At 59.4% G+C, this 24,552-nt stretch carries 23 protein-coding genes, 5 tRNA genes and 1 riboswitch; of the genes, 6 read left to right on the top strand and 22 right to left on the bottom strand.

Going from position 1 to position 24,552, the window contains the following annotated elements; genetic code table 11:
* Both CKW24_RS28300 and CKW24_RS26130 read left to right on the top strand, forming a co-directional pair.
* A partial coding sequence (locus tag CKW24_RS28300; protein ID WP_218274109.1) for a hypothetical protein occupies positions 1-229 on the top strand: 229 nt, incomplete at its 5' end.
* Positions 230-387: 158 nt separating this feature from the next.
* Entirely contained in the window at positions 388-891 is a 504-nt protein-coding gene (locus CKW24_RS26130) for an AAA family ATPase (protein WP_095171582.1), read from the top strand.
* Between the two features lie 172 nt (positions 892-1,063).
* On the opposite strand, the gene CKW24_RS26125 is transcribed toward CKW24_RS26130, so the two are convergent.
* From CKW24_RS26125 to CKW24_RS26110, 4 genes are all read right to left on the bottom strand, one after another.
* The gene (locus CKW24_RS26125; protein WP_095171580.1) at positions 1,064-2,374 is read right to left on the bottom strand and encodes an MFS transporter; all 1,311 of its coding nucleotides are present in this window, start codon (positions 2,372-2,374) and stop codon (positions 1,064-1,066) included.
* Positions 2,375-2,612: 238 nt separating this feature from the next.
* Positions 2,613-3,890, bottom strand: coding sequence for an L-fuconate dehydratase (locus tag CKW24_RS26120; RefSeq protein ID WP_095171578.1), 1,278 nt, complete (start codon positions 3,888-3,890; stop codon positions 2,613-2,615).
* 14 nt (positions 3,891-3,904) lie between these two features.
* On the bottom strand, positions 3,905-4,753 hold the full coding sequence (locus CKW24_RS26115; protein WP_095171576.1) for a fumarylacetoacetate hydrolase family protein: 849 nt from the start codon (positions 4,751-4,753) through the stop codon (positions 3,905-3,907).
* 59 nt (positions 4,754-4,812) lie between these two features.
* Complete coding sequence (locus tag CKW24_RS26110) at positions 4,813-5,553, bottom strand: SDR family oxidoreductase (protein ID WP_095171575.1); 741 nt, start codon at positions 5,551-5,553, stop codon at positions 4,813-4,815.
* 244 nt (positions 5,554-5,797) lie between these two features.
* On the opposite strand from CKW24_RS26110, the gene CKW24_RS26105 reads away from it, so the two are divergent.
* On the top strand, positions 5,798-6,559 hold the full coding sequence (locus CKW24_RS26105) for a FadR/GntR family transcriptional regulator (protein ID WP_095171573.1): 762 nt from the start codon (positions 5,798-5,800) through the stop codon (positions 6,557-6,559).
* Positions 6,560-6,692: 133 nt separating this feature from the next.
* Here the strand turns inward: CKW24_RS26105 and CKW24_RS28755 are convergent, their stop codons facing one another.
* From CKW24_RS28755 to phnN, 3 genes are all read right to left on the bottom strand, one after another.
* Positions 6,693-6,797 carry an SEC-C metal-binding domain-containing protein gene (locus tag CKW24_RS28755; protein WP_095171571.1) on the bottom strand — a complete coding sequence of 35 codons (105 nt, stop codon included), beginning with the start codon at positions 6,795-6,797 and terminating at the stop codon, positions 6,693-6,695.
* Positions 6,798-6,947: 150 nt separating this feature from the next.
* Positions 6,948-7,024, bottom strand: a tRNA-Arg gene (locus CKW24_RS26095).
* Between the two features lie 110 nt (positions 7,025-7,134).
* Positions 7,135-7,719 carry a phosphonate metabolism protein/1,5-bisphosphokinase (PRPP-forming) PhnN gene (gene phnN / locus CKW24_RS26090; protein WP_095171584.1) on the bottom strand — a complete coding sequence of 195 codons (585 nt, stop codon included), beginning with the start codon at positions 7,717-7,719 and terminating at the stop codon, positions 7,135-7,137.
* Positions 7,720-8,104: 385 nt separating this feature from the next.
* On the opposite strand from phnN, the gene CKW24_RS26080 reads away from it, so the two are divergent.
* Positions 8,105-8,431, top strand: coding sequence for an Arc family DNA-binding protein (locus CKW24_RS26080; protein WP_095171568.1), 327 nt, complete (start codon positions 8,105-8,107; stop codon positions 8,429-8,431).
* Between the two features lie 164 nt (positions 8,432-8,595).
* On the opposite strand, the gene mgtE is transcribed toward CKW24_RS26080, so the two are convergent.
* Positions 8,596-10,038: a magnesium transporter gene (gene mgtE / locus CKW24_RS26075; protein WP_095171567.1), complete on the bottom strand. Its 1,443-nt coding sequence runs from the start codon at positions 10,036-10,038 to the stop codon at positions 8,596-8,598.
* 318 nt (positions 10,039-10,356) lie between these two features.
* Here mgtE and CKW24_RS26070 point away from each other — a divergent pair, with 318 nt between their 5' ends.
* Positions 10,357-10,704, top strand: a complete 348-nt coding sequence (locus CKW24_RS26070; RefSeq protein ID WP_095171565.1) for a hypothetical protein — start codon at positions 10,357-10,359, stop codon at positions 10,702-10,704.
* Between the two features lie 19 nt (positions 10,705-10,723).
* Here CKW24_RS26070 and CKW24_RS26065 read toward each other — a convergent pair.
* From CKW24_RS26065 to ltaE, 8 genes are all read right to left on the bottom strand, one after another.
* Positions 10,724-10,800, bottom strand: a tRNA-Arg gene (locus tag CKW24_RS26065).
* A 71-nt stretch (positions 10,801-10,871) separates the two neighbouring features.
* Positions 10,872-10,948 (bottom strand) — tRNA-Arg (locus tag CKW24_RS26060).
* Positions 10,949-11,020: 72 nt separating this feature from the next.
* Positions 11,021-11,097 (bottom strand) — tRNA-Arg (locus CKW24_RS26055).
* A 107-nt stretch (positions 11,098-11,204) separates the two neighbouring features.
* Positions 11,205-11,295: transfer RNA gene (locus CKW24_RS26050), tRNA-Ser, on the bottom strand.
* 62 nt (positions 11,296-11,357) lie between these two features.
* Positions 11,358-11,546, bottom strand: coding sequence for a carbon storage regulator CsrA (csrA, locus tag CKW24_RS26045; RefSeq protein ID WP_002554426.1), 189 nt, complete (start codon positions 11,544-11,546; stop codon positions 11,358-11,360).
* A gap of 183 nt (positions 11,547-11,729) precedes the next feature.
* Positions 11,730-12,971, bottom strand: a complete 1,242-nt coding sequence (locus CKW24_RS26040) for an aspartate kinase (RefSeq protein WP_095171563.1) — start codon at positions 12,969-12,971, stop codon at positions 11,730-11,732.
* Between the two features lie 90 nt (positions 12,972-13,061).
* Positions 13,062-15,680, bottom strand: a complete 2,619-nt coding sequence (alaS, locus tag CKW24_RS26035) for an alanine--tRNA ligase (protein WP_095171562.1) — start codon at positions 15,678-15,680, stop codon at positions 13,062-13,064.
* A 146-nt stretch (positions 15,681-15,826) separates the two neighbouring features.
* Entirely contained in the window at positions 15,827-16,831 is a 1,005-nt protein-coding gene (gene ltaE, locus CKW24_RS26030; RefSeq protein ID WP_095171560.1) for a low-specificity L-threonine aldolase, read from the bottom strand.
* Between the two features lie 197 nt (positions 16,832-17,028).
* Positions 17,029-17,200, top strand: a riboswitch (FMN riboswitch).
* Positions 17,201-17,320: 120 nt separating this feature from the next.
* Between ltaE and CKW24_RS26025 the strand changes: the two genes are divergently transcribed.
* Positions 17,321-17,830: a 6,7-dimethyl-8-ribityllumazine synthase gene (locus tag CKW24_RS26025; protein WP_095171559.1), complete on the top strand. Its 510-nt coding sequence runs from the start codon at positions 17,321-17,323 to the stop codon at positions 17,828-17,830.
* Positions 17,831-17,884: 54 nt separating this feature from the next.
* Here CKW24_RS26025 and astE read toward each other — a convergent pair whose 3' ends face one another.
* The 6 genes from astE to aruF all read right to left on the bottom strand — a co-directional run bounded on the left by astE (position 17,885) and on the right by aruF (position 24,360).
* Positions 17,885-18,895 (bottom strand): succinylglutamate desuccinylase, encoded by a 1,011-nt coding sequence (gene astE, locus CKW24_RS26020; protein WP_095171557.1) that lies wholly within the window; start codon positions 18,893-18,895, stop codon positions 17,885-17,887.
* A gap of 12 nt (positions 18,896-18,907) precedes the next feature.
* The gene (locus tag CKW24_RS26015; protein WP_095171555.1) at positions 18,908-19,195 is read right to left on the bottom strand and encodes a topoisomerase II; all 288 of its coding nucleotides are present in this window, start codon (positions 19,193-19,195) and stop codon (positions 18,908-18,910) included.
* A gap of 63 nt (positions 19,196-19,258) precedes the next feature.
* Positions 19,259-20,605: an N-succinylarginine dihydrolase gene (gene astB, locus CKW24_RS26010; RefSeq protein WP_095171553.1), complete on the bottom strand. Its 1,347-nt coding sequence runs from the start codon at positions 20,603-20,605 to the stop codon at positions 19,259-19,261.
* A 164-nt stretch (positions 20,606-20,769) separates the two neighbouring features.
* On the bottom strand, positions 20,770-22,239 hold the full coding sequence (gene astD / locus CKW24_RS26005; protein ID WP_177440717.1) for a succinylglutamate-semialdehyde dehydrogenase: 1,470 nt from the start codon (positions 22,237-22,239) through the stop codon (positions 20,770-20,772).
* On the bottom strand, positions 22,236-23,261 hold the full coding sequence (gene astA, locus CKW24_RS26000) for an arginine N-succinyltransferase (RefSeq protein ID WP_095171550.1): 1,026 nt from the start codon (positions 23,259-23,261) through the stop codon (positions 22,236-22,238). The genes astD and astA overlap by 4 nt, the downstream gene beginning before the upstream one ends.
* A gap of 79 nt (positions 23,262-23,340) precedes the next feature.
* A complete protein-coding gene (aruF, locus tag CKW24_RS25995) occupies positions 23,341-24,360 on the bottom strand; it encodes an arginine/ornithine succinyltransferase subunit alpha (RefSeq protein WP_095171548.1) in 1,020 nt (339 codons plus the stop codon).
* Positions 24,361-24,552: the final 192 nt, after the last annotated feature.

Raw genomic sequence — 24,552 nt, 5'->3', positions numbered from 1 at the left:
ATTTTCAGAAGTTTTTGAAGATTTCCTCAACAACTTCAACCACTTGCGCTTCCGATCACTCGGTAGCGGGAGGCGAATTCTACAGCGTTACACGCTGCTGTCAACACCTCTTTTTCAACTCCTTTCGCGCTTCGATGAACTGAAGCAACCCGCTGCCGAAAACTGCGTAACTCATTGTTTACCAAGGAGTTTTCCGTTTCGACTGCGCCGGAAGTGGGGCGAATTATAGACATATAGAATCTGCCGTCAACTGCTAATTTGGTTTTTCTATCAAAACACCGAAAACAGCCTGAATAAGCCCTGAAATCAGGTGCCTGGCCGCGACCGGCTTTCAAAACCTCTTCTATATAGAGAAGATGCTGCATCCCCTCCCCCGCAGGACAGCTCGTGCTTATTGTATTCAGCGGCCTACCCGGCACCGGAAAAACCACGATCGCCAAGCTCCTGGCCAATCGACTGCGAGCGGTCTACCTACGGATCGATACCATCGAACAAGCCATCCGCAACGCCTGCGTCCTCGTACAGGACGTAGGCACCAGCGGCTACCTCGTGGCCAACGAGCTTGCCCTGAGCAATCTGCGTCTTGGCCACACCGTCGTCGTCGACTGCGTCAACCCGGTATCGGCAAGTCGCAACACCTGGCACGCCACCGCAACCAGCGCCGGCGCAGCGCTACTGGATATTGAAGTGATCTGCTCCGACACAGAAGAACATCGCCGACGCGTCGAAACCCGCACGACCGACATCCCCGGCCTGACACCTCCAACCTGGGCGTCAGTGCTGGCACATGACTATGAACCGTGGAATCCACCGCCCTTCTATATAGATACAGCCCAGCTCTCACCGGACGACGCCGTATCCCAAATCATCAGTCGCCTGCACTCCATCTGAAATGAAATGTGAGGGGGCCCTCGGCCACGTTGCCACAATAACGCTCGCCAACAAGGAGCACGTGCCGAGCGAACCAGCGCAACTACATGGCGCTTCATGACCTATGAGAGCGGGACTGCTCGCGATGCCACTGGTGTACAGAAGAGGTGCCATCGCGAGCACGTACACATTTTCAGCTGGGCGATCGGGCCACCTGAACCCGCTTTCCTGACTCGTGCCCCGCTCTTGCCGAGCGAATCAGCATCAGCGTACCGATCAGGGCGGTCACCGCCAGGAAGTACATCCCCGCGTGGGCGTTATTGAAGTACTGCTCGGCCCAGGTTTTGACCGTTGGCGCCAGGAAGCCGCCTAGATTGCCCAATGCGCCAATCACCGCAATCCCGCTGGCCGCTGCGGCACCGCCCAGGAAGCGAGTAGGCAAGGTCCAGAATAGCGGCTGCACGGTGATGAACCCGGCGGCGGCAACGCAGAACGACAGCATCACCAGCGGCAGACTACCGCTCAAGGTCGAGCCCACCATTCCCACTGCTGCCAATGCCAGCATCAAGGCTGCAAAACGAGCCTGCTGGCCTTTTCGGTCGGCGTAACGGGTGACCACATACAGCACGCAAACGGTGGCAATCCAGGGAATGGCGGTCAACATGCCGACTTTCAGGCCGATGCCGGTGGCGAGCAGTTCCGCGATTCGCGTGGGCAGGTAAAACAGTACGCCGTAGACACTGACCTGAATCGTGAAATAGATCAGGGTGAAGTACAGAACCTTAGGGTTGATCAATGCCGCACGCCATGTCGATGGACCATTATTGGCTTTCAACAGCTGATCTTTTTCCAGTTCGTGCTCAATCGCAGCTTTTTCTTCAGCACTCATCCACTTGGCGTCTCGCGGTTTGTCGGTCAGGTAAAAGAACGCAAACACGCCGATGATCGAGGCGGCGAGGCCTTCGGTGACAAACATCCATTGCCAACCGGCCAGACCGAACTGGGCGGTTTCCAGCAGCCATCCCGACACCGGCCCGCCTACAATCAAAGACACCGGCACACCAAAATAGTAAATGCCGTAGGCCGAACCGCGCTGGTTCTGCGGGAACCAATAGGTCAGGTACAGCACCACGCCCGGCGAAAGACCGGCCTCGGCCACGCCCAGCAAAAAGCGGAGGATGTAGAAGCTGGTTTCGTCGTGGGCAAACATCATCGCAGCCGAAACCAACCCCCAGGTGACCATGATCCGGCTCAACCAAATACGCGCGCCGATCTTGTGCAGCATCAGGTTGCTGGGCACCTCAAACACGGCGTAGCCGATAAAGAAAATGCCCGCACCAAGCGCAAAAGCGGCGTTGCTGAGGCCGGTGTCAGCCTGAAAGGCGTGTTTGGCAAAACCGATGTTGGAACGGTCAATGATTGCCATCGCAAACATCAATGCAACAAAGGGCAAGATGCGCCAGCGGATTTTGCTGAGCGCCTGCTTCAACGCGGGGTTAGACATGACGTCCTCCGATTATTGTTTTTGTGGAGTGCAGCAACATCAATACAGCGCTTACAGCTTTTTCAAGGCGCCACGGACATAAGCCGCGACCACCAAGAACGGCCCATCGGCAAAACGCCACAGCTGTGGAGGCGTTATCAGCCACCAGGCCCATCACGTACCCGATAGGCCGTGGCGTCATAGCGACTGGAGTGCTGGTGAGCATTCAGCCGAAGTGGGCGCGAGGATCGCATGGCGGTTAGCCCCGATACTGGTACTGCTCTCGAGAGGCGGCCTTCATCTGGATCGAGAAGCCCGGCGCCTGCGGTGGCATGTAGGCCGCATTACGAATTACGCACGGGTCTACGAAGTGTTCGTGCAGATGGTCGACAAACTCCACTACGCGACCTTCATGGGTGCCGGCGATGCACAGGTAATCGATCATTGACAGGTGCTGTACGTACTCGCACAAGCCCACGCCGCCTGCGTGTGGGCATACCGGCAAGTTGTATTTGGCGGCCATCAGCATCACCGCCAGCACCTCATTGACCCCGCCCAGTCGGCAGGCGTCGATCTGCACCACATCAATTGCTTCACGCATGATCAATTGTTTAAACACGATGCGGTTCTGGCACATCTCCCCCGTGGCGACTTTGACCGGAGCGACACCCAGACGAATCTTGCGATGGCCTTCGACGTCATCCGGGCTGGTGGGCTCTTCAATGAACCATGGATTGGCGAAGGAGAGCTCGCGGACCCAGTTGATGGCCGTGTCGACTTCCCACACCTGGTTGGCGTCGATCATCAACTGACGATCCGGGCCCAGCACTTCACGGGCAATACGCACGCGGCGGATGTCGTCCTTCAGGTCGCGGCCGACTTTGAGTTTGACGTGGGAGAAACCGGCGTCGACCGCTTCCTGACACAAACGGCGCAGCTTGTCGTCGGCATACCCCAGCCACCCGGCTGAAGTGGTGTAGCACGGGTAACCTTGCTCTTCGAGCAGCGCAACGCGCTCGGCTTTACCCCGGGCGCGTTCGCGCAGCAACGTCAGGGCTTCTGCCGGGGTGATGCAATCGGTGATGTAGCGAAAATCAATGCAGCGCACCAACTGCTCGGGGCTCATGTCCGCCACCAGGCGCCAGACCGGCTTGCGCTCCGCCTTGGCCCACAAGTCCCAGGCGGCGTTGACCACCGCTCCGGTGGCCAGGTGAATGGCGCCTTTATCCGGGCCGATCCAGCGCAATTGGCTGTCACTGGTGACGTGATGCCAGAAACGGCCCATGTCTTGGGCAATCCATTCCAGCTTCAACCCCACCAGCAGACCGGCCAACGCCTTGATCGAGGCGCAGCAAATCTCGTTGCCGCGGCCGATGGTAAAGGTCAGCCCATGGCCTTCCAGGCCCGGGGTATCGGTTTCGAGAATGACATAGGCCGCGGAGTAATCCGGGTCCGGGTTCATCGCATCCGAACCATCGAGAGATTGCGAAGTAGGGAAGCGGATGTCTTCAACGCGTACAGCGGTAATCGTGGTCATGGCGTAGCTACCTGTCACTGGGCATTCACGGTGCGTTGGTTTTGTTCGCCGAGGCCGGCGATGCCCAGACGGATTTGTTGACCTGCGCGCAGGTACACCGGCTCAGGCTTGATACCCAGGCCGACGCCCGGGGGAGTACCGGTGGAGATCACATCACCGGGTTGCAGGCTCATGAATTGGCTGAGGTAGCTGATGATTTTTGGGATCTGGAAAATCATCGTCCGGGTGTTGCCGTTCTGGTAACGCTTGCCGTCGACTTCCAGCCACAGATCGAGCTGATGCGGGTCAGCGACTTCATCGCGGGTCACCAGCCAAGGGCCGAGCGGGCCGAAAGTGTCACAGCCCTTGCCTTTGTCCCAAGTGCCGCCCAGTTCCAGCTGGAACTCGCGCTCGGACACGTCATTGATTACGCAATAACCGGCCACGTGTTCGAGAGCATCGCTTTCGCTGATGTAGCGGCCGCCTTTGCCGATGACCACGCCAAGCTCGACTTCCCAGTCGGTTTTGCGTGAGTTGCGCGGTATCTCGATGTCGTCATTCGGGCCGACAATGGCGCTGGTCCACTTGCTGAACACCACCGGTTCGGCCGGGATTGCGGCACCAGTTTCGGCGGCGTGATCGGCATAGTTGAGGCCGATGCAGATGAACTTGCCGACTTCACCAACGCAAGCGCCGAGGCGTGGCGAGCCTTCAACCAGCGGCAAGCTGGACGGGTCGAGATCTTGCAGGCGGGCGATGCTTTGCGGGCTCAGCGCGTCGCCCGTGATATCAACGACCACTTCGGACAAGTCGCGCAATTGACCGTTGTTATCAAGCAACGCAGGACGTTCCTGGCCTTTTTCGCCGTAGCGCAGCAGCTTCATATTATTTCCTTTGTTAGTTAGAGCTAAGGGGGTACGCAGGTCTAATGGCGGCGCGGGACTCAGTTACTCCAGCCGCCATCAATAATTTGCGCAGTTCCGGTGGTGAACCCGCTGGCACTTGAGCCCAGGTACAGCGCCAGGTGTGCTATTTCCTCAGCGGTGCCGATGCGGCCCATCGGTTGGCGGGCAGCGAAGGCGGCGTAGACCTCAGCGATGCTGCGACCTTCACTTTGGGCTTGTTCACTGATGCGTTGACGCAAGGAGGGGGAGTCAACGGTGCCGGGGCAAATGGCATTGCAGCGGATGTTCTGACTGACGAAATCAGCCGCCACTGAACGTGTCAGGCCAATTACCGCACCTTTGCTGGCGCAGTAGGCAAAACGATTGGGAACGCCTTTAACGCTGGAAGCCACCGAGGCCATATTGATGATCGAGCCGCCACCGTTCGCCAACATGCCCGGCAAGAGAGCTCGGATCATGCGGTACATGGCGGTAACGTTTAGGTCCAGGGCGAAGGCCCAGTCGTTTTCGCTGCACTCAAGAATGTTGCCGCTGTGAACCACACCTGCGCAGTTGAACAGAACATCTAGCGGACCAAGCTCTTGGGCTAGGTGCTGGATGGCGCTTGCATCGGTGACATCTAGGATATGGGTATGTGCACCTTCAAGTGCTTCGAGGGCGCCAGCATTGATGTCGGCGGCGAAGACTTCAGCGCCAGCAGCGAGATACGCCTGGACACTGGCTAGGCCAATACCCTGAGCGCCCGCCGTGATCAGCACGCGTTTGCCGGAAAGATTCATAAGTGCTCCGTGACGCTAATTTTTTATTGTTTTCGCGAAGATTGGCCCAATGGTCAGGCCATTGGAGGCGCATCAATTGGCAGACCGACTCAAGCGTCAGAATAAAGTTTGCTATGATCACTTCACGTTATGGGTTCAATGGTCAGACCATTAGGCCTTTTATAGCATTCGCCTCGACCATCAACAAGCGTCTTTTCCACCGGCGTGCTTGTCGAATGCTGTCCAAACCAGAGTTTAATTTTCAATGCCATTTCAAGTTATTGATAACCAAAGACTTTACCGGCAGATCGCCGACCAGCTGCGAGCCTTGATCGACAGCGGAGAATTTCCGCCAGGCAGCCGTTTGCCGGCCGAGCGAGAGCTGGCCAAGTTGCTAGGTGTGAGCCGAGCCTCTGTGCGTGAGGCAATGATTGCGCTAGAAGTGATCGGCTTGGTGGATGTGCGCGTCGGTAACGGGGTGCTGGTCTGCGAGCCTTCAGTGCAAGCGGTATCGAATGAGCCAGTCATGGCTCAAGTCACGCGCAATCAATGGAAAGAGCTGGACCCTGAGCTGGGGATCGAGATTGATTTCAGCGCTGAAATCCCGCCCTTCGCCTTGCTTCAGGCCCGCCGTCTGATCGAGCCCGAAGCCGCCGCGCTGGCGGCCGTGAACGCTAGCGATGAAGAACTGGCAGGCATCCGCGAGGCATTCGAGCGCAACGTGCAGGACAACCGTGAAGATTCACACACCCACCCCGGCGACCGCCTATTCCATATCCGCATCGCCCAGGCCTCGGACAACCCGGCCTACGCGCTGATGATTCAACACCTGTTAGGCCATCGATACGGCAGCATGTTCCAGCGTCTACAAAGCCATTACAGCTCGGGCGACATGCCCCATCGTTCGGAAGATGAACACCGGCGTGTGCTGCAAGCGTTGGAACAACACGACCCCGACGCAGCGCGTCAGGCAATGGCCGAGCATCTGAGTGAAGTGATCAGGATTTTCAGCCGTAGCGCCCAGTAAGCATCTATCCGTAGCCGGGACGCTTAGGGCAGTGGCTGGTGGATGAACGATGACAGTTCTGTTACGGGGGCGTTCTTATTTAAGGAGGCCGTGTAAAGCGGGCTTGCAAGATGTCTGGAGAATCCGGGGCGCATCAATCCCAGAATTTGAGAGGGTCGGCCGCGGCGCGCCCAAGATGGTAACGTTTTAATTTTTTCCCTGAGCCACACCAGCAAAGTTCGTTTCTACCCGTCGTCATAAAGCCTGCTGCTTTCGTTATTAATTATTTCAGCCAAAAAAAACCCCGCAAGACTGACCTATGCGGGGTTTATTTTCGCCTTTTGCTGCCACCCTGCTGTTACGGAAAAAGTGAGCTGTCAGGATGACGGGTTAAAAGGCTCTATTTATATGGTGTCCCAGGCGGGGTTCGAACCTGCAACCTTCCCCTTAGGAGGGGGATGCTCTATCCAATTGAGCTACTGAGACACAGACCGGCCGCAAGGAGCTGCGGCGCGATGGACGGCGAGCATGTTAACGGGCAGCCCCGCGTTTGTCATGTCGTCTGTACGGCTTATTAAGTGTAGGCAATGGCCCGCTCACGCCGAACGGGGTTTTTCCACGATACCTTCATTGCCAAGCAACGCCAGCAAGCGAGCCAGAGTTGTCGACAACTCGGCGGAATTATCCAGCAGGAAAATACCGCCGGACTCGTCCTCCGCCGTACCACGGGCAAACAAGGCATTACGCGCCAACCTGGTCTCGATCTCTTCGCTGCTTTCACGTCCCCTGCGCTGAAGGCGCTCACGCAGGACATCGGTATTCACCGTCAACAGGATGGGCAACAACTGCGGGTAGCGCTCTTTCACTAGAGGCAAGTGCCCCCTGGAACCGTTGACCAGCACATGCAGCCCTTGCGCCAGCCACTGATCGATCTGCACCGGAATTCCGTAATCCAGCCCGTTGGCATGCCAACTCAGGGCAAAACCGCCCTCACGCGCCAATTCGGCAAATGCCTGGGGCGTGAGCCCCAGGGCAGCCTCCCCGACTGACTCTGCCGAGCGGGTAATTACCCGGCGCGCCACCACGCAGTCGAGTTGCGCCAGAGCATCGCGGGCCGCATCGATCAGGCTGTCCTTGCCAGAGCCCGAGGGGCCCATGAGATAAACCAGTCTGCCACTCACCCGCAATATCCCCTCATGATGTATTCACCCCTAGTAAATCGGCCATTTGCCACTACGCTGTATACGTAGAGGAGTGGCGTGCAAGCGTACACGGCTTGCACACAAGGACGCGCAGCCCCCTGTCCACTGGGCAAAAGGGCGAGGCCATGCACCCGGAGCGGATTTAAGTTTTCAAACCAGTCCGCATTTCTGATAATTGGTGCTGGCATAACGCCTGCCTCAGGCTCAATATTTGTCACAGAATTGGCGCCAAGGATCTGGCTTGCTTGAGGCATGATGCGGGCCTCTTATCAATTCAGGTTGAACATTTGGCTGCCTTGCTTGTCCTAAAGACATCCTGCGGCCAATTCCGAGAACCGCTCCCCTGAACTAACCGGTTAAATATATGCGCCCATTGAAACAGGCAATTTATTCCAGCCGTACGGCTGACAAGTTCGTCGTACGCCTGCCAGACGGAATGCGTGAACGCATTGCCGAGGTGGCACGCAACCATCATCGCAGCATGAACTCCGAAATCATCGCGCGCCTGGAGCAGAGTCTTATTCAGGAAGGCGCGCTGGGTGAAGAGTTGAGCATGCGCCTGGACAGTCCCGAGCTGTCGCTGCACGAGCGTGAACTGCTGCAACGCTTCCGCCAACTGTCTCACCGCCAGCAAAATGCACTGGTGTCGTTGATTGCCCATGACGCTGAAATGGCCGCAAACCCGTCCTGATTACACCCCGAAAGTTCAAGCCAGCCTCGCGCTGGCTTTTTTTTGCCTGAAACAGTCCGCCCAGGCATCTTCGCGATGATTCGCACGCAGGCCATCGACATCAGACAGTTTGATTAATCCCAGATGCGCGACGCGGCCATTGGGCCAGGTCGCGCAGCACAGGCCTAGAGCAGGAAGATCGTGGCAAGGCCAAGGAAGATGAAGAAGCCGCCGCTATCGGTTACGGCCGTGATCATCACGCTCGCACCCATTGCCGGGTCACGCCCGACGCGCGCCAGGGTCATCGGGATCAGCACCCCCATCAGCGCCGCCAGCAGCAGGTTCAGGGTCATGGCGGCCGTCATCACGACGCCGAGCGACCAACTGCCATACAGCAGGAAGGCCACTACGCCAATCACTCCACCCCACACCAGGCCATTGATCAGGCCCACCGCCAGCTCCTTGCGCATCAGGCGCGAGGTATTGCCGGTACTGACCTGGTCCAGCGCCATGGCGCGCACGATCATGGTGATGGTCTGGTTACCGGAGTTGCCACCAATGCCGGCAACAATCGGCATCAGCGCCGCCAGGGCCACCAGCTTCTCGATAGACCCTTCGAACAGGCCGATCACCCGCGAGGCAACGAAGGCGGTAATCAGGTTGATGGCCAACCACGCCCAACGGTTACGCAGGGACTTCCACACCGAAGCGAAAATATCTTCCTCTTCACGCAGACCCGCCATGTTGAGGACTTCGTTTTCGCTCTCTTCACGAATCAGGTCGACCATCTCGTCGATGGTCAGACGGCCGATGAGCTTGTCGTTCTTGTCGACCACCGGGGCCGAGATCAAGTCGTAACGCTCGAACGCCTGCGCCGCGTCATAGGCATCTTCGTCCGGGTGAAAGCTCACCGGATCGCTGGCCATGACTTCCGAGACCTGCTTGTCCGGATCGTTGACCAACAGGCGCTTGATCGGCAGGACGCCCTTGAGCACACCGTCGTAGTCGACCACGAACAATTTGTCGGTATGGCCCGGCAGCTCCTTGAGGCGCCGCAGGTAGCGCAAGACCACCTCGAGGCTGACGTCCTCACGGATCGTCACCATCTCGAAGTCCATCAATGCACCGACCTGCTCCTCGTCATAGGACAACGCGGAGCGCACGCGCTCACGCTGCTGGCCATCGAGGGTCTCCATCAGCTCATGGACGACGTCTCGCGGCAGCTCAGGGGCCAGGTCAGCAAGTTCGTCGGCGTCCATCTCCTTGGCGGCTGCCAGGAGCTCGTGATCGTCCATGTCGGCGATCAGGGTTTCACGGACTGAGTCAGACACTTCAAGCAGGATGTCGCCGTCACGCTCAGCCTTGACCAACTGCCAGACCGTCAGGCGATCGTTCAGCGGCAATGCTTCAAGGATGTAGGCAACGTCAGCGGAGTGCAGGTCATCGAGCTTGCGTTGCAACTCGACGAGGTTCTGCCGGTGGACCAGGTTCTCGACCCGGTCGTGATGAGGACCTTCCTGGCGGTGAGTCAGGTCTTCGACCACCCGCTGGCGCTGCAGCAGCTCAATGACTTGAGCAAGGCGGTCCTGCAAGCTTTCTTGAGTCTTTTTTACTTCTACTTCAGTCATAGGCGAACTCCACTCCCAGCAGCGGGGCACGCCGGAAGGATCAATCAGTCAATTCATGATTGGAAAAACGGGGTACTGAGTAACTACTGGGTAAGTCCATGGAGGTATTCCACAAGCCCCGGCGGGGCTGACGGGCGCAATGATACACCGCCTGACGCTTTTAAACGTTAAAAATCGCGGCTGAAACAAGCGCTTGCACGACAAACCTGAGCGCTGTCCTGATCCATGAGAGTGCGACGACTTATCCCGAAAAGAAAACACAGGGCCATCGCAAAATGTCCGACTAACCTTCAAATGGATCGCCAGGGAGGGCGCTGAATGCCATCGCGGATACGCTGTTTGTTACTGACCACCCTGCTCTGCCCAGCGGCCAGCGCGCAAGTAATGACTGTGCAGCGTTGTGAGGCAGCCAACGGTCGCATCACATTCACCAGCACGGCCTGCAAGACCGGAGAGCGTCCGAGCCTGCAGCAAGTCCGCACCTACCTGCCCGGCAGCAACACCGAGGTATACGCCGACACGGCAGTCCTGCCCGAAGCCGAACACCTGCAAGCAGCCGATCGGGCAATCAAGGCAAAGAAGATGAAAAGCGCGCCGAGCAGATTTGACGAGCAAAGACGTGTTCGGCAGAAAGCCAAATCCCAGACAGCAAAAAGCCCGCGTTAGACGCAGGCTTTTTGGTGTTTGGTGCACTCGACAGGATTCGAACCTGTGACCGCTCGGTTCGTAGCCGAGTACTCTATCCAGCTGAGCTACGAGTGCAATTGTACTTTTAGACCAGATCACAACTGGTTGAAGCCAGGTTACCTGCATGACTGCAAACAACCCTTAAATGGTGCACTCGACAGGATTCGAACCTGTGACCGCTCGGTTCGTAGCCGAGTACTCTATCCAGCTGAGCTACGAGTGCAATGTGTGCTTTTAAACCAGATCACAACTGATTGAAACAAGGTTGCTTGAATCACTTCAAACAACCCTTAATTGGTGCACTCGACAGGATTCGAACCTGTGACCGCTCGGTTCGTAGCCGAGTACTCTATCCAGCTGAGCTACGAGTGCATTTGTTGCCGCGCATTATAGTTCGTCGAATCTTTTTTCCAAGCACTTTTTCTAGTAATTTCAATCACTTACCGAAAAAGCCTGATTACAACGCTCTACACAAATAATGGCGGAGAACGGGGGATTCGAACCCCCGACACCCTTTTGAGGTGTACTCCCTTAGCAGGGGAGCGCCTTCGGCCACTCGGCCAGCTCTCCGCAACACGGGGCGTATCTTAACCAACCTTTTCCCCGTTTGCAAACATAAAAAGCGATAAAAATTAATGGCTTGGTTCTTCGTCCTTCTCTTTCTTTATACGCAGGTAGATTTCCTCACGGTGTACAGCTACCTCCTTGGGTGCGTTAACGCCTATGCGCACCTGATTTCCTTTGACGCCGAGCACGGTTACGGTGATTTCGCCATCACCGATAATCAGGCTTTCTGCACACCGACGAGTCAGAATCAGCATACCTTTCTCCTTACGCATTTCAGTTCAGGGACAACAGTCTGCAAAAAAAAAGCGCTCGAACGGCGACCGGAACGATCGCAGCTCTACACGCTTAAGTATTGACCAGCGCATGCAAAAGAACAGCCTTGCCCACGCCACTCAAAAAATAAAGGGCGCGGTCAGACCGCGCCCCTCGGGACCACATCACTCGCCTTGGCGAGCCGGTGCGTCCAGTTCGAACGCCGTGTGCAGTGCGCGCACAGCCAGTTCCAGGTACTTCTCTTCGATCACCACCGACACCTTGATCTCCGAAGTGGAGATCATCTGGATATTGATGGTTTCCTTGGCCAGGGCTTCGAACATGCGGCTGGCAACACCTGCGTGAGAACGCATGCCAACGCCGACGATCGAGACCTTGGCGATCTTGGTGTCACCCACCACCTCACGGGCACCGATCTCGCGAGCGGTGTTTTCCAGCACGGTCTGGGCCGCCTGGTAGTCATTGCGGTGCACGGTGAAGGTGAAGTCGGTGGTGTTATCGTGCGCAACGTTCTGCACGATCATGTCGACTTCGATATTGCCGGCACTGATCGGGCCGAGAATCTTGAATGCCACGCCCGGGGTGTCTGGCACGCCACGGATGGTCAGCTTGGCTTCATCGCGATTGAAAGCGATGCCGGAAATGATCGGCTGTTCCATGGTTTCCTCTTCATCAATAGTAATGAGGGTGCCTGGCCCCTCCTTGAAGCTGTGCAGTACGCGCAGCGGGACGTTGTACTTGCCGGCGAACTCGACCGCACGGATCTGCAGCACCTTGGAACCGAGGCTGGCCATTTCCAGCATCTCTTCGAAGGTGATCTTGTCCAGGCGCTGGGCCACGGACACCACGCGCGGGTCGGTGGTGTACACCCCGTCCACGTCGGTATAGATCTGACATTCATCGGCCTTCAGGGCCGCTGCCAGCGCCACGCCAGTGGTGTCGGAGCCGCCACGGCCCAGGGTGGTGATGTTGCCGTGCTCGTCGACGCCCTGGAAACCGGCCACCACAACCACGCGGCCAGCCTTCAGGTCACCGCGAATCTTCTGGTCATCGATCTGCAGGATACGCGCTTTATTGTGCGCGCTGTCCGTCAGGATCCGCACCTGGTTGCCGGTGTACGACACCGCAGGCACGCCGCGCTTGATCAACGCCATGGCCAGCAATGCAATCGTCACCTGCTCGCCGGTGGAGACAATCACATCCAGTTCACGCGGAACCGGTTGCTCATCGCCACTGATTTGCTTGGCCAGATCGATCAGACGGTTGGTTTCGCCGCTCATTGCAGACAGCACGACCACCAGGTCATCGCCGGCATCGCGGAATTTCTTAACCTTGTCGGCGACCTGCTCGATTCTCTCGACAGTGCCGACCGAGGTGCCTCCAAATTTCTGTACGATCAAAGCCATTTCAAAGCCGCCTCTGCCCATGAAGGGCGCCCATTAGTCACTCAAACAGCAGCCGGACCTACCACTAGACGAGAGGCCCGGCATACAGCCTTAAATACCCTGTTCGACAAACGGTACGGTCAGGGCCAGGGCCGCGTCCAGTGCGCCAGCGTCAATACCACCGCCTTGCGCCATGTCCGGACGACCACCGCCCTTCCCGCCCACTGCCGCAGCGGCTTGCTTCATCAAATCACCGGCTTTGAGTTGGCCAGTCAGGTCTTTGGTCACACCGGCAACCAGCACGACCTTTTCCTCATGGACACTGCCGAGCAGGATCACTGCGCGGCCGAGTTTGTTCTTCAACTGATCGACCAGCGCCAGGAGCGCCTTGCCATCCTGACCGTCGAGACGCACGGCCAGCACCTTCACGCCCTTGACGTCCTGGGCCTGGGCCGACAGGTCGTCACCCGCCGCACTGGCGGCCTTGGCTTGCAACTGCTCGAGTTGCTTTTCCAGCAGACGGTTGCGCTCAAGCACAGCCGACAGCTTGTCGATCAGGTTGTCGCGGCTGCCCTTGACCAGGCTGGCCGCTTCCTTGAGTTGCTCTTCTGCCGCGTTCAGGTAGGCCAGCGCAGCTGCGCCAGTCACTGCCTCGATACGCCGTACGCCCGAAGCCACACCGCCTTCGCTGATGATCTTCAGCAAACCGATGTCGCCAGTACGGTTGGCGTGGATACCGCCGCACAACTCGACGGAGAAATCACCGCCCATGCTCAGCACGCGCACACTGTCGCCATACTTTTCGCCGAACAGCGCCATGGCGCCTTTTTGCTTGGCGGTGTCGATGTCGGTTTCTTCAGTCTCTACCGCCGAGTTCTGGCGAATCTGCGCGTTGACGATTTCTTCCAACGCCTTGATCTGCTCAGGCTTGATGGCTTCGAAGTGGCTGAAGTCAAAGCGCAGGCGCTGACTGTCGACCAACGACCCCTTCTGCTGGACGTGCTCGCCCAGCACCTGGCGCAAGGCTGCGTGCAGCAAGTGGGTCGCCGAGTGGTTCAACGCAGTAGCGTGACGCACCTCGGCATCCACCTGGGCCTCAACCGGCGCACCAACGATCAGGCTACCCGATGCCAGCACACCGTGGTGCAGGAAGGCACCACCGGTCTTGGTGGTATCGCGCACGTCGAAACGTGCAGTACCGGCCTGCAGGTAACCGCAGTCACCGACCTGGCCACCGGACTCGGCGTAGAACGGGGTCTGGTTGAGAACGATCACGCCCTCGTCGCCTTCGCTCAATACGTCGACCGACTGGCCATTCTTGTACAGGGCAACGATTTTCGCCGAACCGCGGGTATCGGTGTAGCCGGTGAACTCGGTGGCCACGTCGACTTTGACCAGGGTGTTGTAGTCCAGGCCAAACGAACTGGCCGAACGTGCACGCACGCGCTGGGCTTCCATTTCGCGCTCGAAACCGGATTCGTCGATGGTCAGCTCGCGCTCGCGGGCGATGTCGGCGGTCAGGTCCATCGGGAAACCATAGGTGTCATACAGCTTGAACACCACGTCGCCCGGCACTACGGTGCCTTTGAGTTCGGCCAGGTCCTGCTCGAGAATCTTCAGGCCGTGCTCCAGAGTCTTGGAGAACTGCTCTTCCTCGGCCTTGAGCACGCGCTCAATATTGGCCTGCTGCTGCTTGAGTTCCGGGAAGGCTTCACCCATCTCGGCCACCAGCGCCGCGACGATCTTGTAGAAGAAGCTGCCAGTGGCGCCCAGCTTGTTACCGTGGCGGCAGGCGCGACGGATGATCCGGCGCAGCACGTAGCCACGGCCTTCGTTGGACGGCAGCACGCCATCGGCAATCAGGAAACCGCAGGAACGGATGTGATCGGAAACCACTTTGAGTGAAGACTGATCGCCATTTTCGCAGCCGATTGCTTCAGCCGAGGCTTTGAGCAGGTTCTTGAACAGGTCGATGTCATAGTTGGAGTTGACGTGCTGCATCACCGCACTGATCCGCTCCAGGCCCATGCCGGTATCCACCGACGGCGCTGGCAACGGATGCAACACGCCATCGGCGGTGCGGTTGAACTGCATGAAGACGTTGTTCCAGATCTCGATGTAACGGTCGCCGTCTTCTTCCGGCGAACCCGGTGGGCCGCCCCAGATGTGGTCGCCGTGATCGTAGAAAATCTCGGTGCATGGGCCGCACGGGCCGGTATCGCCCATGGTCCAGAAGTTGTCGGAAGCGTAAGGCGCGCCCTTGTTGTCGCCGATGCGGATCATGCGCTCGACCGGCACACCGATCTGCTGGGTCCAGATGTCATACGCTTCATCGTCGGAGGCGTAGACGGTAACCCAGAGTTTTTCCTTCGGCAGCTGCAGGACACCGGTCAGGAAGGTCCAGGCGAAAGTAATTGCGTCGTGCTTGAAATAGTCGCCGAAGCTGAAGTTACCCAGCATCTCGAAGAACGTGTGGTGACGGGCGGTGTAACCGACGTTTTCCAGGTCGCTGTTCTTGCCGCCGGCGCGTACGCACTTCTGGCTGCTGGTGGCGCGGGTATACGCGCGCTTTTCCTGGCCCAGGAAGCAGTCCTTGAACTGGTTCATCCCCGCGTTAGTGAACAGCAGGGTTGGGTCGTTGCCCGGAATCAAAGAGCTGGAGGCTACACGGGTGTGGCCTTGCTCTTCGAAGAAGCGAAGGAAGGCTTCACGGATTTCTGCGCTTTTCATTAGGTTCTTCCACGGAGGCTGCGGCCAAAGGCCTGTGCGATTCGTCAACGGACGAAGCGACGGCAAAGGGCCGCATTATATCGGCCCTGCGCGCGCGGTACAGCGTGTTTATACGATAGAAACCGTCAATTGGACGGCCTGCAAGATCATTTAGCGGAAAACTCGACGAATGTCGCGATTACCTGGTCGATCTGGGCCCGACCGACATCCATGTGGGTAACCATGCGCAAACGGGCAGCGGCGCTGAGCTTGACGCCCCGCTCTGCAGCAAAAGCCTTGATTGCGTCGGCTTTGTCGCCGATCTGCAGGTAAACCATGTTGGTATGCACCGGCTCGACAGTAAAACCCGCCGCTCGCAGACCTTGCGCCAGGTACTCGGCGTTGGCATGGTCCTCGGCCAGGCGTTGCACGTGATGATCCAGCGCATACAGGCCGGCCGCCGCCAGATAGCCGGCTTGGCGCATGCCGCCACCGACCATCTTGCGCAATCGTCGAGCCTTGGCGATCAACTCCACCGAACCACAGAGCACCGAGCCCACTGGCGCGCCCAGGCCTTTGGACAGGCACACTGACACCGAGTCGAAATGCTTGGTGATCACCCGTGCATCCACCCCCAGCTTGACCGCCGCGTTGTACAGCCGCGCGCCATCCAGGTGCAACTGCAAGCCATGCGCCTGGGTAAAGCTTCGCGCCTGGGCCAGGTACTCCAGCGGCAGCACTTTGCCTTGCATGGTGTTTTCCAGGGCCAGCAGGCGAGTACGGGCGAAGTGGAAGTCATCCGGCTTGATCGCCGCCGCCACCTGCGCCAGGTCCAGCGAACCGTCAACCTGGACCTCCAGTGGCTGCGGCTGGATCGAGCCCAGCACCGCGGCGCCACCGCCTTCGTATTTGTAGGTGTGCGCCTGTTGGCCGACGATGTACTCCTCACCGCGCTCGCAGTGGGCCATCAAGCCCAGCAGGTTGCTCATGGTGCCCGTCGGCACGAACAGTGCGGCGGCAAATCCCAGGCGCCCGGCCAGCTCGGCCTCGAGTCGATTGACCGTAGGATCCTCACCATAGACATCGTCACCGGTGGCCGCCCTGGCCATTGCGTCGAGCATCCCTGCGGTTGGTTGGGTGACGGTGTCGCTGCGAAGATCGATAACACTCATGAATCAGGCCTCGGTAGACAGGGGAGAATCCCTTACAGGTGTGAATTACTGCGGGCATGCCGGGCAATAATCAACCCTTGCGCCAGGAAAAGGCGGCAGGCGCCCGATAAAAAGTCGATGACAATCAGCAGATAGCAGCAATGCACAGCTGTGAAATATGTGTTAAAAACGCTGCGCCGCCAGACAATCTGTCGGCAAAACGTTCTCAGGGCGGGGTGCAACTCCCCACCGGCGGTAATTGCGCGCAATGCGCATAGCCCGCGAGCGCTTGGTGTCACCGCAGCCGCTGGTTGTGAATGATGGCAAGGTCAGCAGACCCGGTGTGATCCCGGGGCCGACGGTCATAGTCCGGATGAAGAGAGAACGGGATTGGCGCCAAAGGGCCGTCCACGGGAGAGGTGCAATCAATGCACGCTTACCCGTTGCGCACCCTTAAATCCCATTCGATTCATAACGCCCTGTTTTTCACACAAACAGGAGTCAGAACAGATGCAACCCACCGCAATCGACAGCAAAAGCAAAAACCATCAGGGCGAGCGCGTAGCGTTTATCCAGGCCTGCTGGCACAAGGATATTGTTGACCAGAGCCGTAAGGGCTTCGTCAGCGAGATGATTGCCCAGGGTTACCAGGAATCGGAGATCGACTTTTTTGAAGTCGGCGGTGCCTTTGAAATCCCGCTGCACGCCAAGCTGCTGGCCAAGTCCGGCCGTTATGCCGGCATCGTCGCGGCCGCCTTGGTGGTCGATGGCGGCATCTACCGTCACGAGTTCGTCGCCCAAGCAGTTGTCAGTGGCCTGATGCAGGTCCAGCTCGAAACAGAAGTGCCGGTGTTCTCGGTCTCCCTGACGCCCCATCACTTCCATGCCGGCGAAGAACACCAGAAGTTCTTCTTCGAGCACTTTGTGCACAAGGGCCAGGAAGCGGCGAAGACCTGTGCCGATACCCTGCACAAGATCCGCGCACTGCGTCGTAACGAGCCTCGCGCGGTAGCCGTTTAAGCCAGGCAAAAACCTGTGGGGGTAGCGTTGCTTCCACAGGTTTTAGAAGTTGAATCAGGCCAGGTTTTCACCCGTGGTTGGCACAATCAAGATGCCGGCCCGCAAGCCATTCTTCACCTTGGGGTTGGGGAAGATGATTCTCGCACCCTCCTCCTCGATGACCCAGCGCGTCTGCGCGATGTCTTCAGCCAGCACATAACCCACGTCCAGCGGTGAGAAGTTCTCGATGTCCGCCGGCAAGTTCAGCGTGAAGCTATCGCTGTGCTTGATGATTTCCCGCGCCACGCTGAACAGTTGCAGGCCGTCCAGGCCGGCGTCTGCCAAGGGCGGCTCGCTGCCCTCGATGATCTGCTTCAGGCGGGTTTCCAGGCGTGAAACATTGACCCCATCGTTCTGCCCAAATGGCCGGGCCTTGCCCAGCTCCAGGGTGAAGGCCTCAGCGCCCAGCTTGTCGTAGGTGTAGGAACTGAACACGATCGACGGCTTGCTCTGCAACAGCACCGCCTCCATGCCTGCCGCCCGTAGCCGGGCCAGTTCGCGACGCGAGTGCTGGCGGCCTTCTTTCCAGGGGTACAGGGCAAACTGTTCGATCTTCGAACCACGAATAGCGGTATGCAGGTCGTAGTGCAGGCGCTCACGGTCCGGCAAGCTGAAAAAACTCGCTGCCAGGCGCTCCAGTTCACAGGCGCGCAGCGCCTCGCAGCCACTGCTCAATTCATGCCGGCCGTTGAACAGCCGATTGACGTCCTGCTCGACAAAACGCTCGCCGCGGCGCATGGCCTCGGGGTTGCCGAACAGGAACAGAATGCGTGCGCACGGCTTCAAGTCACCGCGAGCAATGTCGTGCAACAGGCGATCGAGCAACTCGATCGGCGCTGTTTCGTTGCCGTGGATGCCGGCCGACAACAGCAAGTCCAGGCCGTTGTCGCGAGCTTGCGGTGGCCGGACTTCCAGCGCACCTTCACTCAGCCAGCGCATCCGCACGCCTTCGACAGTCAGTTGAGTCTTCTCCGCCGGTTCACGGCCGGCGAGGGTCAGTTCAAGCAGTTTGCCGAGGGCGAGCATAGAACGATTTCCTTAATGGTCGTGATTGCAATCCGGGCCATGCACGTGGTCTTCGTCGCCGACTTCAGCCGGTTCCATTTCCAGTTGCAGGCTTACCAGATTAGTCGCCAATGGGCGCAGCAGCAGGTTGGCGTATTCGGCATCGCCTTCTTCGACGTCAACGCCGATCAGCAGTTGGCCGCGGCCGTCGTGCTGGATCCACAGTTCCTTGCCCTGCCAGATCACCGCTACGCGGGTGCAGGAGGTTTCCAGTTGAGTGCCGTCGGTGTCTTCAAGGATCAGCTGCAGGGTATCGCTCATTTTTTCGCTCTCATCTGGAGATAAAGCAGCGCGCCCGACTCATCAGGAGCCGGTCGCGGGCTTTCAATTGATCTGGAATGGATAAACCGCGCCCAGTTTAAGGATTTGCGTCAGTTCATCCAGTGCCGCCCGGCACTCAAGCAACAATTGTGGGTCCGCCAGATCGTTTTCGGTCATGCGGTCACGGTAGTGCTTTTCAACCCACTGGGTCAGCGTGCCATACAACGGCGCGGTCATGATAACCCCTGGATTGACGGCCGCCAGCTCGGTTTCATTCAACGCCACGCGCAGACGCAGGCACGCCGGGCCACCACCGTTCTGCATGCTCTGCTTGAGGTCGAAGACTTTGACCTCGCGGATCAGCCCACCGGAACTGGTCAGGGTCTGCAGGTACTGCCAGACGCGTTCGTTGTTCTGGCACTCTTGCGGCACGATCAGCAACATCGAACCGTCCGCCTGCGACAGCAGTTGGCTGTTGAACAGGTAGGAACGCACGGCGTCCTCGACCGAAACCTGCGCACGCGGCACGCAGATCGCCTTGAACTGACCACCCCGCTTGGCGAGCTTGGCCGACAGTTCAGCCAGCATCTGCTCGGTGTCGAGGAAGGCGTCCTCGTGATAGAACAGCGCCTCACCGTTACCCACCGCAATCACGTCGTTGTGGAACACGCCCTGATCGATCACCGCAGGGTTCTGCTGAGCATAGACCACGCCGTCATCACTCAGGCCGTGCAAACGTGCGACCGCTTGCGAGGCTTCCAGGGTCTGGCGCGCCGGGTACTTCTGGGGCGCCGGGTAACGGGGGTCGAACGCACTGCGACCGAACACAAAGAACTCGACCCCGGCTTCGCCGTAGTCACGGCAGAAACGGGTGTGGTTGGCCGCGCCTTCGTCACCGAACTGCGCCACGGCCGGCAAGGCCGCGTGATGGGCGAAGTGCTTCTGGTCGGCGAACATCGCCCCCAGCACGCGGCTGGTGGTCGGGTGCTCGATGCTGCGGTGGTACTTGCAGTTGAGGTTGGCGGCGGTGAAGTGCACACGGCCGTCGGCGGTGTCGGCGCTCGGGCTGACAGTGGCGGCGTTGGCCACCCACATGCTCGACGCCGAGCAACTGGCGACCAACAGTGGCATGGCCTCTTTGGCGGCCTGCTCGATCACTTGGGCATCGGTGCCGCTAAAGCCCAGGCTGCGCAATGCGCCGACATCCGGACGTTCCTGCGGCGCCAGCACGCCCTGGACAAAACCCATGTCCATCAGCGCTTTCATTTTCGCCAGGCCTTGCAGCGCCGCTTCCTTGGGGTTGGAAGACTGCTGGCTGTTGCTCTGGGACGCAACGTTGCCGAAGGACAGACCGCCGTAGTTATGGGTCGGCCCCACTAGACCGTCGAAATTGACTTCATAGGATTTCATCAGCGAGGCTCCACGAGAATCTGTTGTTATAGGCTCAGGTAACAATTCTTTTAGGCTGCGGTGCGGCCATCGCGGGCAAGCCCGCTCCCACAGGCTCAGCAGTGATCACAAGTTTTTGTGATCGACGCAGTACCCTGTGGGAGCTGGCTTGCCAGCGATAGGCATCACGCCATCTTCACGCCCGGCGTCAGGGCCGCAGGCATGGTCAGGCTCGGTGTTTCCAGCGAGGCCACCGGGTACGCGCAGTAATCCGCTGCGTAGTAAGCGCTGGCGCGGTGGTTGCCCGATGCGCCGACGCCGCCGAAGGGCGCGCTGCTCGCAGCACCTGTCAGTTGCTTGTTCCAGTTGACGATACCGGCACGGCTCTGCAGCCAGAACTGCTGGTAACGCGCCTCGGAGTCCGACAGCAAGCCGGCGGCCAGGCCGTACTGGGTGTTGTTGGCCTCGCTGATCGCCGACTCGAAATCGCTGTAGCGAATCACTTGCAGCAGTGGCCCGAACAGCTCTTCGTCAGGACGATCCGCCACGGCGCTGACATCCAGGATGCCCGGGGTGAGCAATGCCGCATTGGCCTGTGGCTGGGTCATCTCCAGCAAGCTCACCGCGCCATTGGCCAGCAGGTGTTCCTGGGCGTCCATCAAGGCTTTGGCGGCGGCCAGGGAAACCACTGACCCCATGAACGGTGCCGGCTGTTGATCGAACGCGCCGACCTCGATGGTCGCGCTGACCGCCACCAGGCGCGCCAGCAGCGTGTCGCCCCAGGCGCCTTGCGGCACCAGCAGGCGGCGCGCACAGGTGCAGCGTTGACCAGCAGAAATGAAGGCCGACTGAATAATGGTGTAGACCGCCGCGTCGAGGTCGGCGACCTGATCGACCACCAGCGGGTTGTTGCCGCCCATTTCCAGCGCGAGAATCTTGTCCGGGCGCCCGGAGAACTGCGCATGCAGGTGGTTGCCGGTGCGGCTGGAACCGGTGAAGAACAGACCGTCGATCCCCGGGTTGGCGGCCAACGCGATCCCGGTTTCACGGGCGCCTTGCAGCAGGTTCAACACACCCGCCGGCAGGCCGGCTTCGATCCAGCAACGGACCGTCAATTCGGCGACTTTCGGGGTCAGTTCGCTAGGCTTGAACAGCACGCTGTTACCGGCCAGCAGGGCCGGAACAATGTGCCCATTGGGCAAGTGACCCGGGAAGTTGTAAGGCCCGAAGACCGCAACCACGCCATGGGGCTTATGCCGCAATACGGCGGTGGCGTCGCCCAGCGGGCCGCTCTTTTCGCCGGTACGCTCGCGGTAGCTCTGCACCGAGATGGCGATCTTGTTGACCATGCTGGTCACTTCAGTCGCCGCTTCCCACAGCGGTTTGCCGGTTTCTTCACCGATGCAGTGCGCCAACTCGTCGGCGTGGGACTTGAGGCTGGCGGCAAAGGCCTCCAGCACGCTGATGCGCTCTTCCAGGGTACGCTGGGCCCAGGCCGGGAACGCCTGGCGCGCAGCCTGCACGGCGCTTTCAACCTGGGCGGTGGTAGCGCCCTGCCCCGACCACAGCACGTGCTGGGTCACCGGATTCAGCGATTCAAAGGCATCGCCCTGACCCGCCAGCCACTCACCTGCGATGTATAGCGAATTCATTATTTCGACTCCCGGGCAGCAGACAACGGCACGGCGCGCACTTGATCACCGGCATTGAGTTGAAGACGTTTGGCGGTCAGTGGATCGACCACCAGGGTACCGGCGGCAAAACGTGCGGGCGCAGCAGTGATGCGGCAGTCTTCGCGCTTACGGTTGTGAATCAGGAACGGCGTGGCGTCATCCCCCGGGGTGCCGATGGCCAGCACCAGCGCCTGGCTGTCACGCACCGCGCGGATCTTGCCGGTTTCGCATTCCACTGCCGGGCCGGCGTCGAAAATATCGACGTAGCCCTGGTAGCTGAAACCCTCGCTCTTGAGCATCGCCAGCGCCGGCTCGGTGTCCGGGTGAACCTGGCCGATGACATTGCGCGCGTCTTCGGAAAGGAAGCAGGTGTAGAGCGGAAACTTGGGCATCAACTCGGCAATGAACGCCTTGTTGCCCACGCCAGTCAGGTAATCGGCCTGACTGAACTCCATCTTGAAGAAGTGCCGGCCCAGGCTTTCCCAGAACGGCGAACGGCCAGCCGTGTCGGAGACGCCACGCATCTCGGCGATGATCTTGTTGCCAAACAGCTGCGGGAATTCGGCGATGAACAACATCCGCGCCTTGGCCAGCATGCGGCCGTTGAGGCCGGTGCGATAATCGGCATGCAGGAACAACGAGCACAGCTCGGAGTTGCCGGTCAGGTCGTTGGCCAGGAACAGCGTCGGAATTTCGCGGTAGATGTTCAGCTCTTGCGAAGCGCTGACCGTCAAGCCAACCCGGAAGTTGTACCAGGGCTCACGCAGACCCACGGCGCCGGCAATTGCGGAAATTCCCACCACGCGGCCGTCGTCATCCTCGAGCACGAACAGGTAATCGGCGTCGCCGCGCCCCGCTTCGCCACGGAAGGTCTTTTCGGCCCAGCCAACCCGGTGCGACAGGCGCTCTTCGTTGGCCGGCAAGGTGGTCAGGCCGGTGCCAGTGCTGCGGGCCAGCTCGATCAGAGCGGGTAAATCGCTGCTGCGTACGGGACGAACGATCATGCTATCTCCTCAAACGGACGGCCGGTAACGGCCCCCCGCAAAACTCGCTGCTCTGCAGCCTTTATCAGGCGTAAAAGCGTTAAACCGCCACCAGACGCACGCTGGCACCCTCGCCGACGCCCAGGGCCTCGGCGGCTTCCAGATCCAGGACCACCGGTTTGCCCGGCGCGTAGTCCAGCTCGAGCATGACCGCGCGGTAATCCTGCAACTGGGCATTGGCCACCAGGTACTGCCGGCCTGCGCCCTTGACCGGCTCGCCGATCTTCACCGGCACCACACGGCTCTGGGCAATCGAGCGGATCCCCGAGACACGCGCGTGCAGGGTCGGGCCACCGTCGAAGATGTCGATGTAATGATCGGTCTCGAAGCCTTCGCGCATCAGGATGTCGAAGGTGATCTGCGCCCGCGGGTGCACCTGGCCCATCGCTTCTTGAGCGGAGTCCGGCAGCAGGGGGACATAGATCGGGTAATGCGGCATCAGCTCGGCCAGGAACGTGCGGCTCTTGAGCCCGCACAGGCGTTCGGCGGCGGCGTAGTTGAGGTCAAAGAAATTACGGCCGATGGCGTCCCAGAACGGTGAGTCGCCCTGTTCATCGCTGTAGCCGACGATCTCGGTCACCACCGAATCGGCGAACCGCTCGGGGTGGCTGGCGACGAACAGCAAGCGTCCGCGGGAGTTGAGCTCCGACCAGGCCGAACCCACCAGCTCCGGCAGCACGTAGAAGCTGGTCAGCAAGCTGTTGCCGGTCAGGTCATGGCACTGGGAGAGCACGTGGATCTTGTTGTGGATCTTCAGCTCGCGGGAGGCGTGGACGAAGGTTTCATTGCGAAAGCTGTAGAACGGCTCGGAGTAACCGGCCGAGGCAACGATGGCCGAGCAGCCCACCAGCTTGCCGGTGGTGCTGTCTTCGAGTACGAAGAAATAGCTCTCCTCACCGTTGAAGCTGACTTCGGCGGCGAACGAGGCTTCGCTCGCGGCGATCTTGTCGCTCAGGCGTTCAACGTCATCCGGCAGGGAAGTGACACCAATCGGGCTGTCCGCAGCCAGACGCTGTACCTCGCCCAGATCAGCCATTTGCGCAGGGCGCATCACCAGCATGGTGTCACTCCTTTCTTGAAAACTCTTTGAGGAAAATAGCCGGCCCCTTGTAGGAGCGAGCCTGCTCGCGATGGTGGTTCAGCAACAATGATGTCGCCTGACACACCATCGCGAGCAGGCTCGCTCCTACAGAAAAGCAGGGCCGGAACAAAAATTGGGTTCGACACCTGAATGATCAGGCGCCGAAGGGTC

This window comes from Pseudomonas sp. Irchel 3H3 (assembly GCF_900187635.1).
Lineage (GTDB): Bacteria > Pseudomonadota > Gammaproteobacteria > Pseudomonadales > Pseudomonadaceae > Aquipseudomonas.
This window is presented reverse-complemented; position numbering and strand designations above follow the sequence as displayed.

Coding starts and splice junctions, on each gene's coding strand:
- CKW24_RS26125 (WP_095171580.1), bottom strand. CDS start 2,374: ATGTCTAACCCCGCGTTGAAGCAGGCGCTCAGCAAAATCCGCTGGCGC.
- CKW24_RS26120 (WP_095171578.1), bottom strand. CDS start 3,890: ATGACCACGATTACCGCTGTACGCGTTGAAGACATCCGCTTCCCTACT.
- CKW24_RS26115 (WP_095171576.1), bottom strand. CDS start 4,753: ATGAAGCTGCTGCGCTACGGCGAAAAAGGCCAGGAACGTCCTGCGTTG.
- CKW24_RS26110 (WP_095171575.1), bottom strand. CDS start 5,553: ATGAATCTTTCCGGCAAACGCGTGCTGATCACGGCGGGCGCTCAGGGT.
- CKW24_RS26105 (WP_095171573.1), top strand. CDS start 5,798: ATGCCATTTCAAGTTATTGATAACCAAAGACTTTACCGGCAGATCGCC.
- CKW24_RS28755 (WP_095171571.1), bottom strand. CDS start 6,797: ATGACGACGGGTAGAAACGAACTTTGCTGGTGTGGCTCAGGGAAAAAA.
- CKW24_RS26080 (WP_095171568.1), top strand. CDS start 8,105: ATGCGCCCATTGAAACAGGCAATTTATTCCAGCCGTACGGCTGACAAG.
- mgtE (WP_095171567.1), bottom strand. CDS start 10,038: ATGACTGAAGTAGAAGTAAAAAAGACTCAAGAAAGCTTGCAGGACCGC.
- CKW24_RS26070 (WP_095171565.1), top strand. CDS start 10,357: ATGCCATCGCGGATACGCTGTTTGTTACTGACCACCCTGCTCTGCCCA.
- csrA (WP_002554426.1), bottom strand. CDS start 11,546: ATGCTGATTCTGACTCGTCGGTGTGCAGAAAGCCTGATTATCGGTGAT.
- CKW24_RS26040 (WP_095171563.1), bottom strand. CDS start 12,971: ATGGCTTTGATCGTACAGAAATTTGGAGGCACCTCGGTCGGCACTGTC.
- alaS (WP_095171562.1), bottom strand. CDS start 15,680: ATGAAAAGCGCAGAAATCCGTGAAGCCTTCCTTCGCTTCTTCGAAGAG.
- ltaE (WP_095171560.1), bottom strand. CDS start 16,831: ATGAGTGTTATCGATCTTCGCAGCGACACCGTCACCCAACCAACCGCA.
- CKW24_RS26025 (WP_095171559.1), top strand. CDS start 17,321: ATGCAACCCACCGCAATCGACAGCAAAAGCAAAAACCATCAGGGCGAG.
- astE (WP_095171557.1), bottom strand. CDS start 18,895: ATGCTCGCCCTCGGCAAACTGCTTGAACTGACCCTCGCCGGCCGTGAA.
- CKW24_RS26015 (WP_095171555.1), bottom strand. CDS start 19,195: ATGAGCGATACCCTGCAGCTGATCCTTGAAGACACCGACGGCACTCAA.
- astB (WP_095171553.1), bottom strand. CDS start 20,605: ATGAAATCCTATGAAGTCAATTTCGACGGTCTAGTGGGGCCGACCCAT.
- astA (WP_095171550.1), bottom strand. CDS start 23,261: ATGATCGTTCGTCCCGTACGCAGCAGCGATTTACCCGCTCTGATCGAG.
- aruF (WP_095171548.1), bottom strand. CDS start 24,360: ATGCTGGTGATGCGCCCTGCGCAAATGGCTGATCTGGGCGAGGTACAG.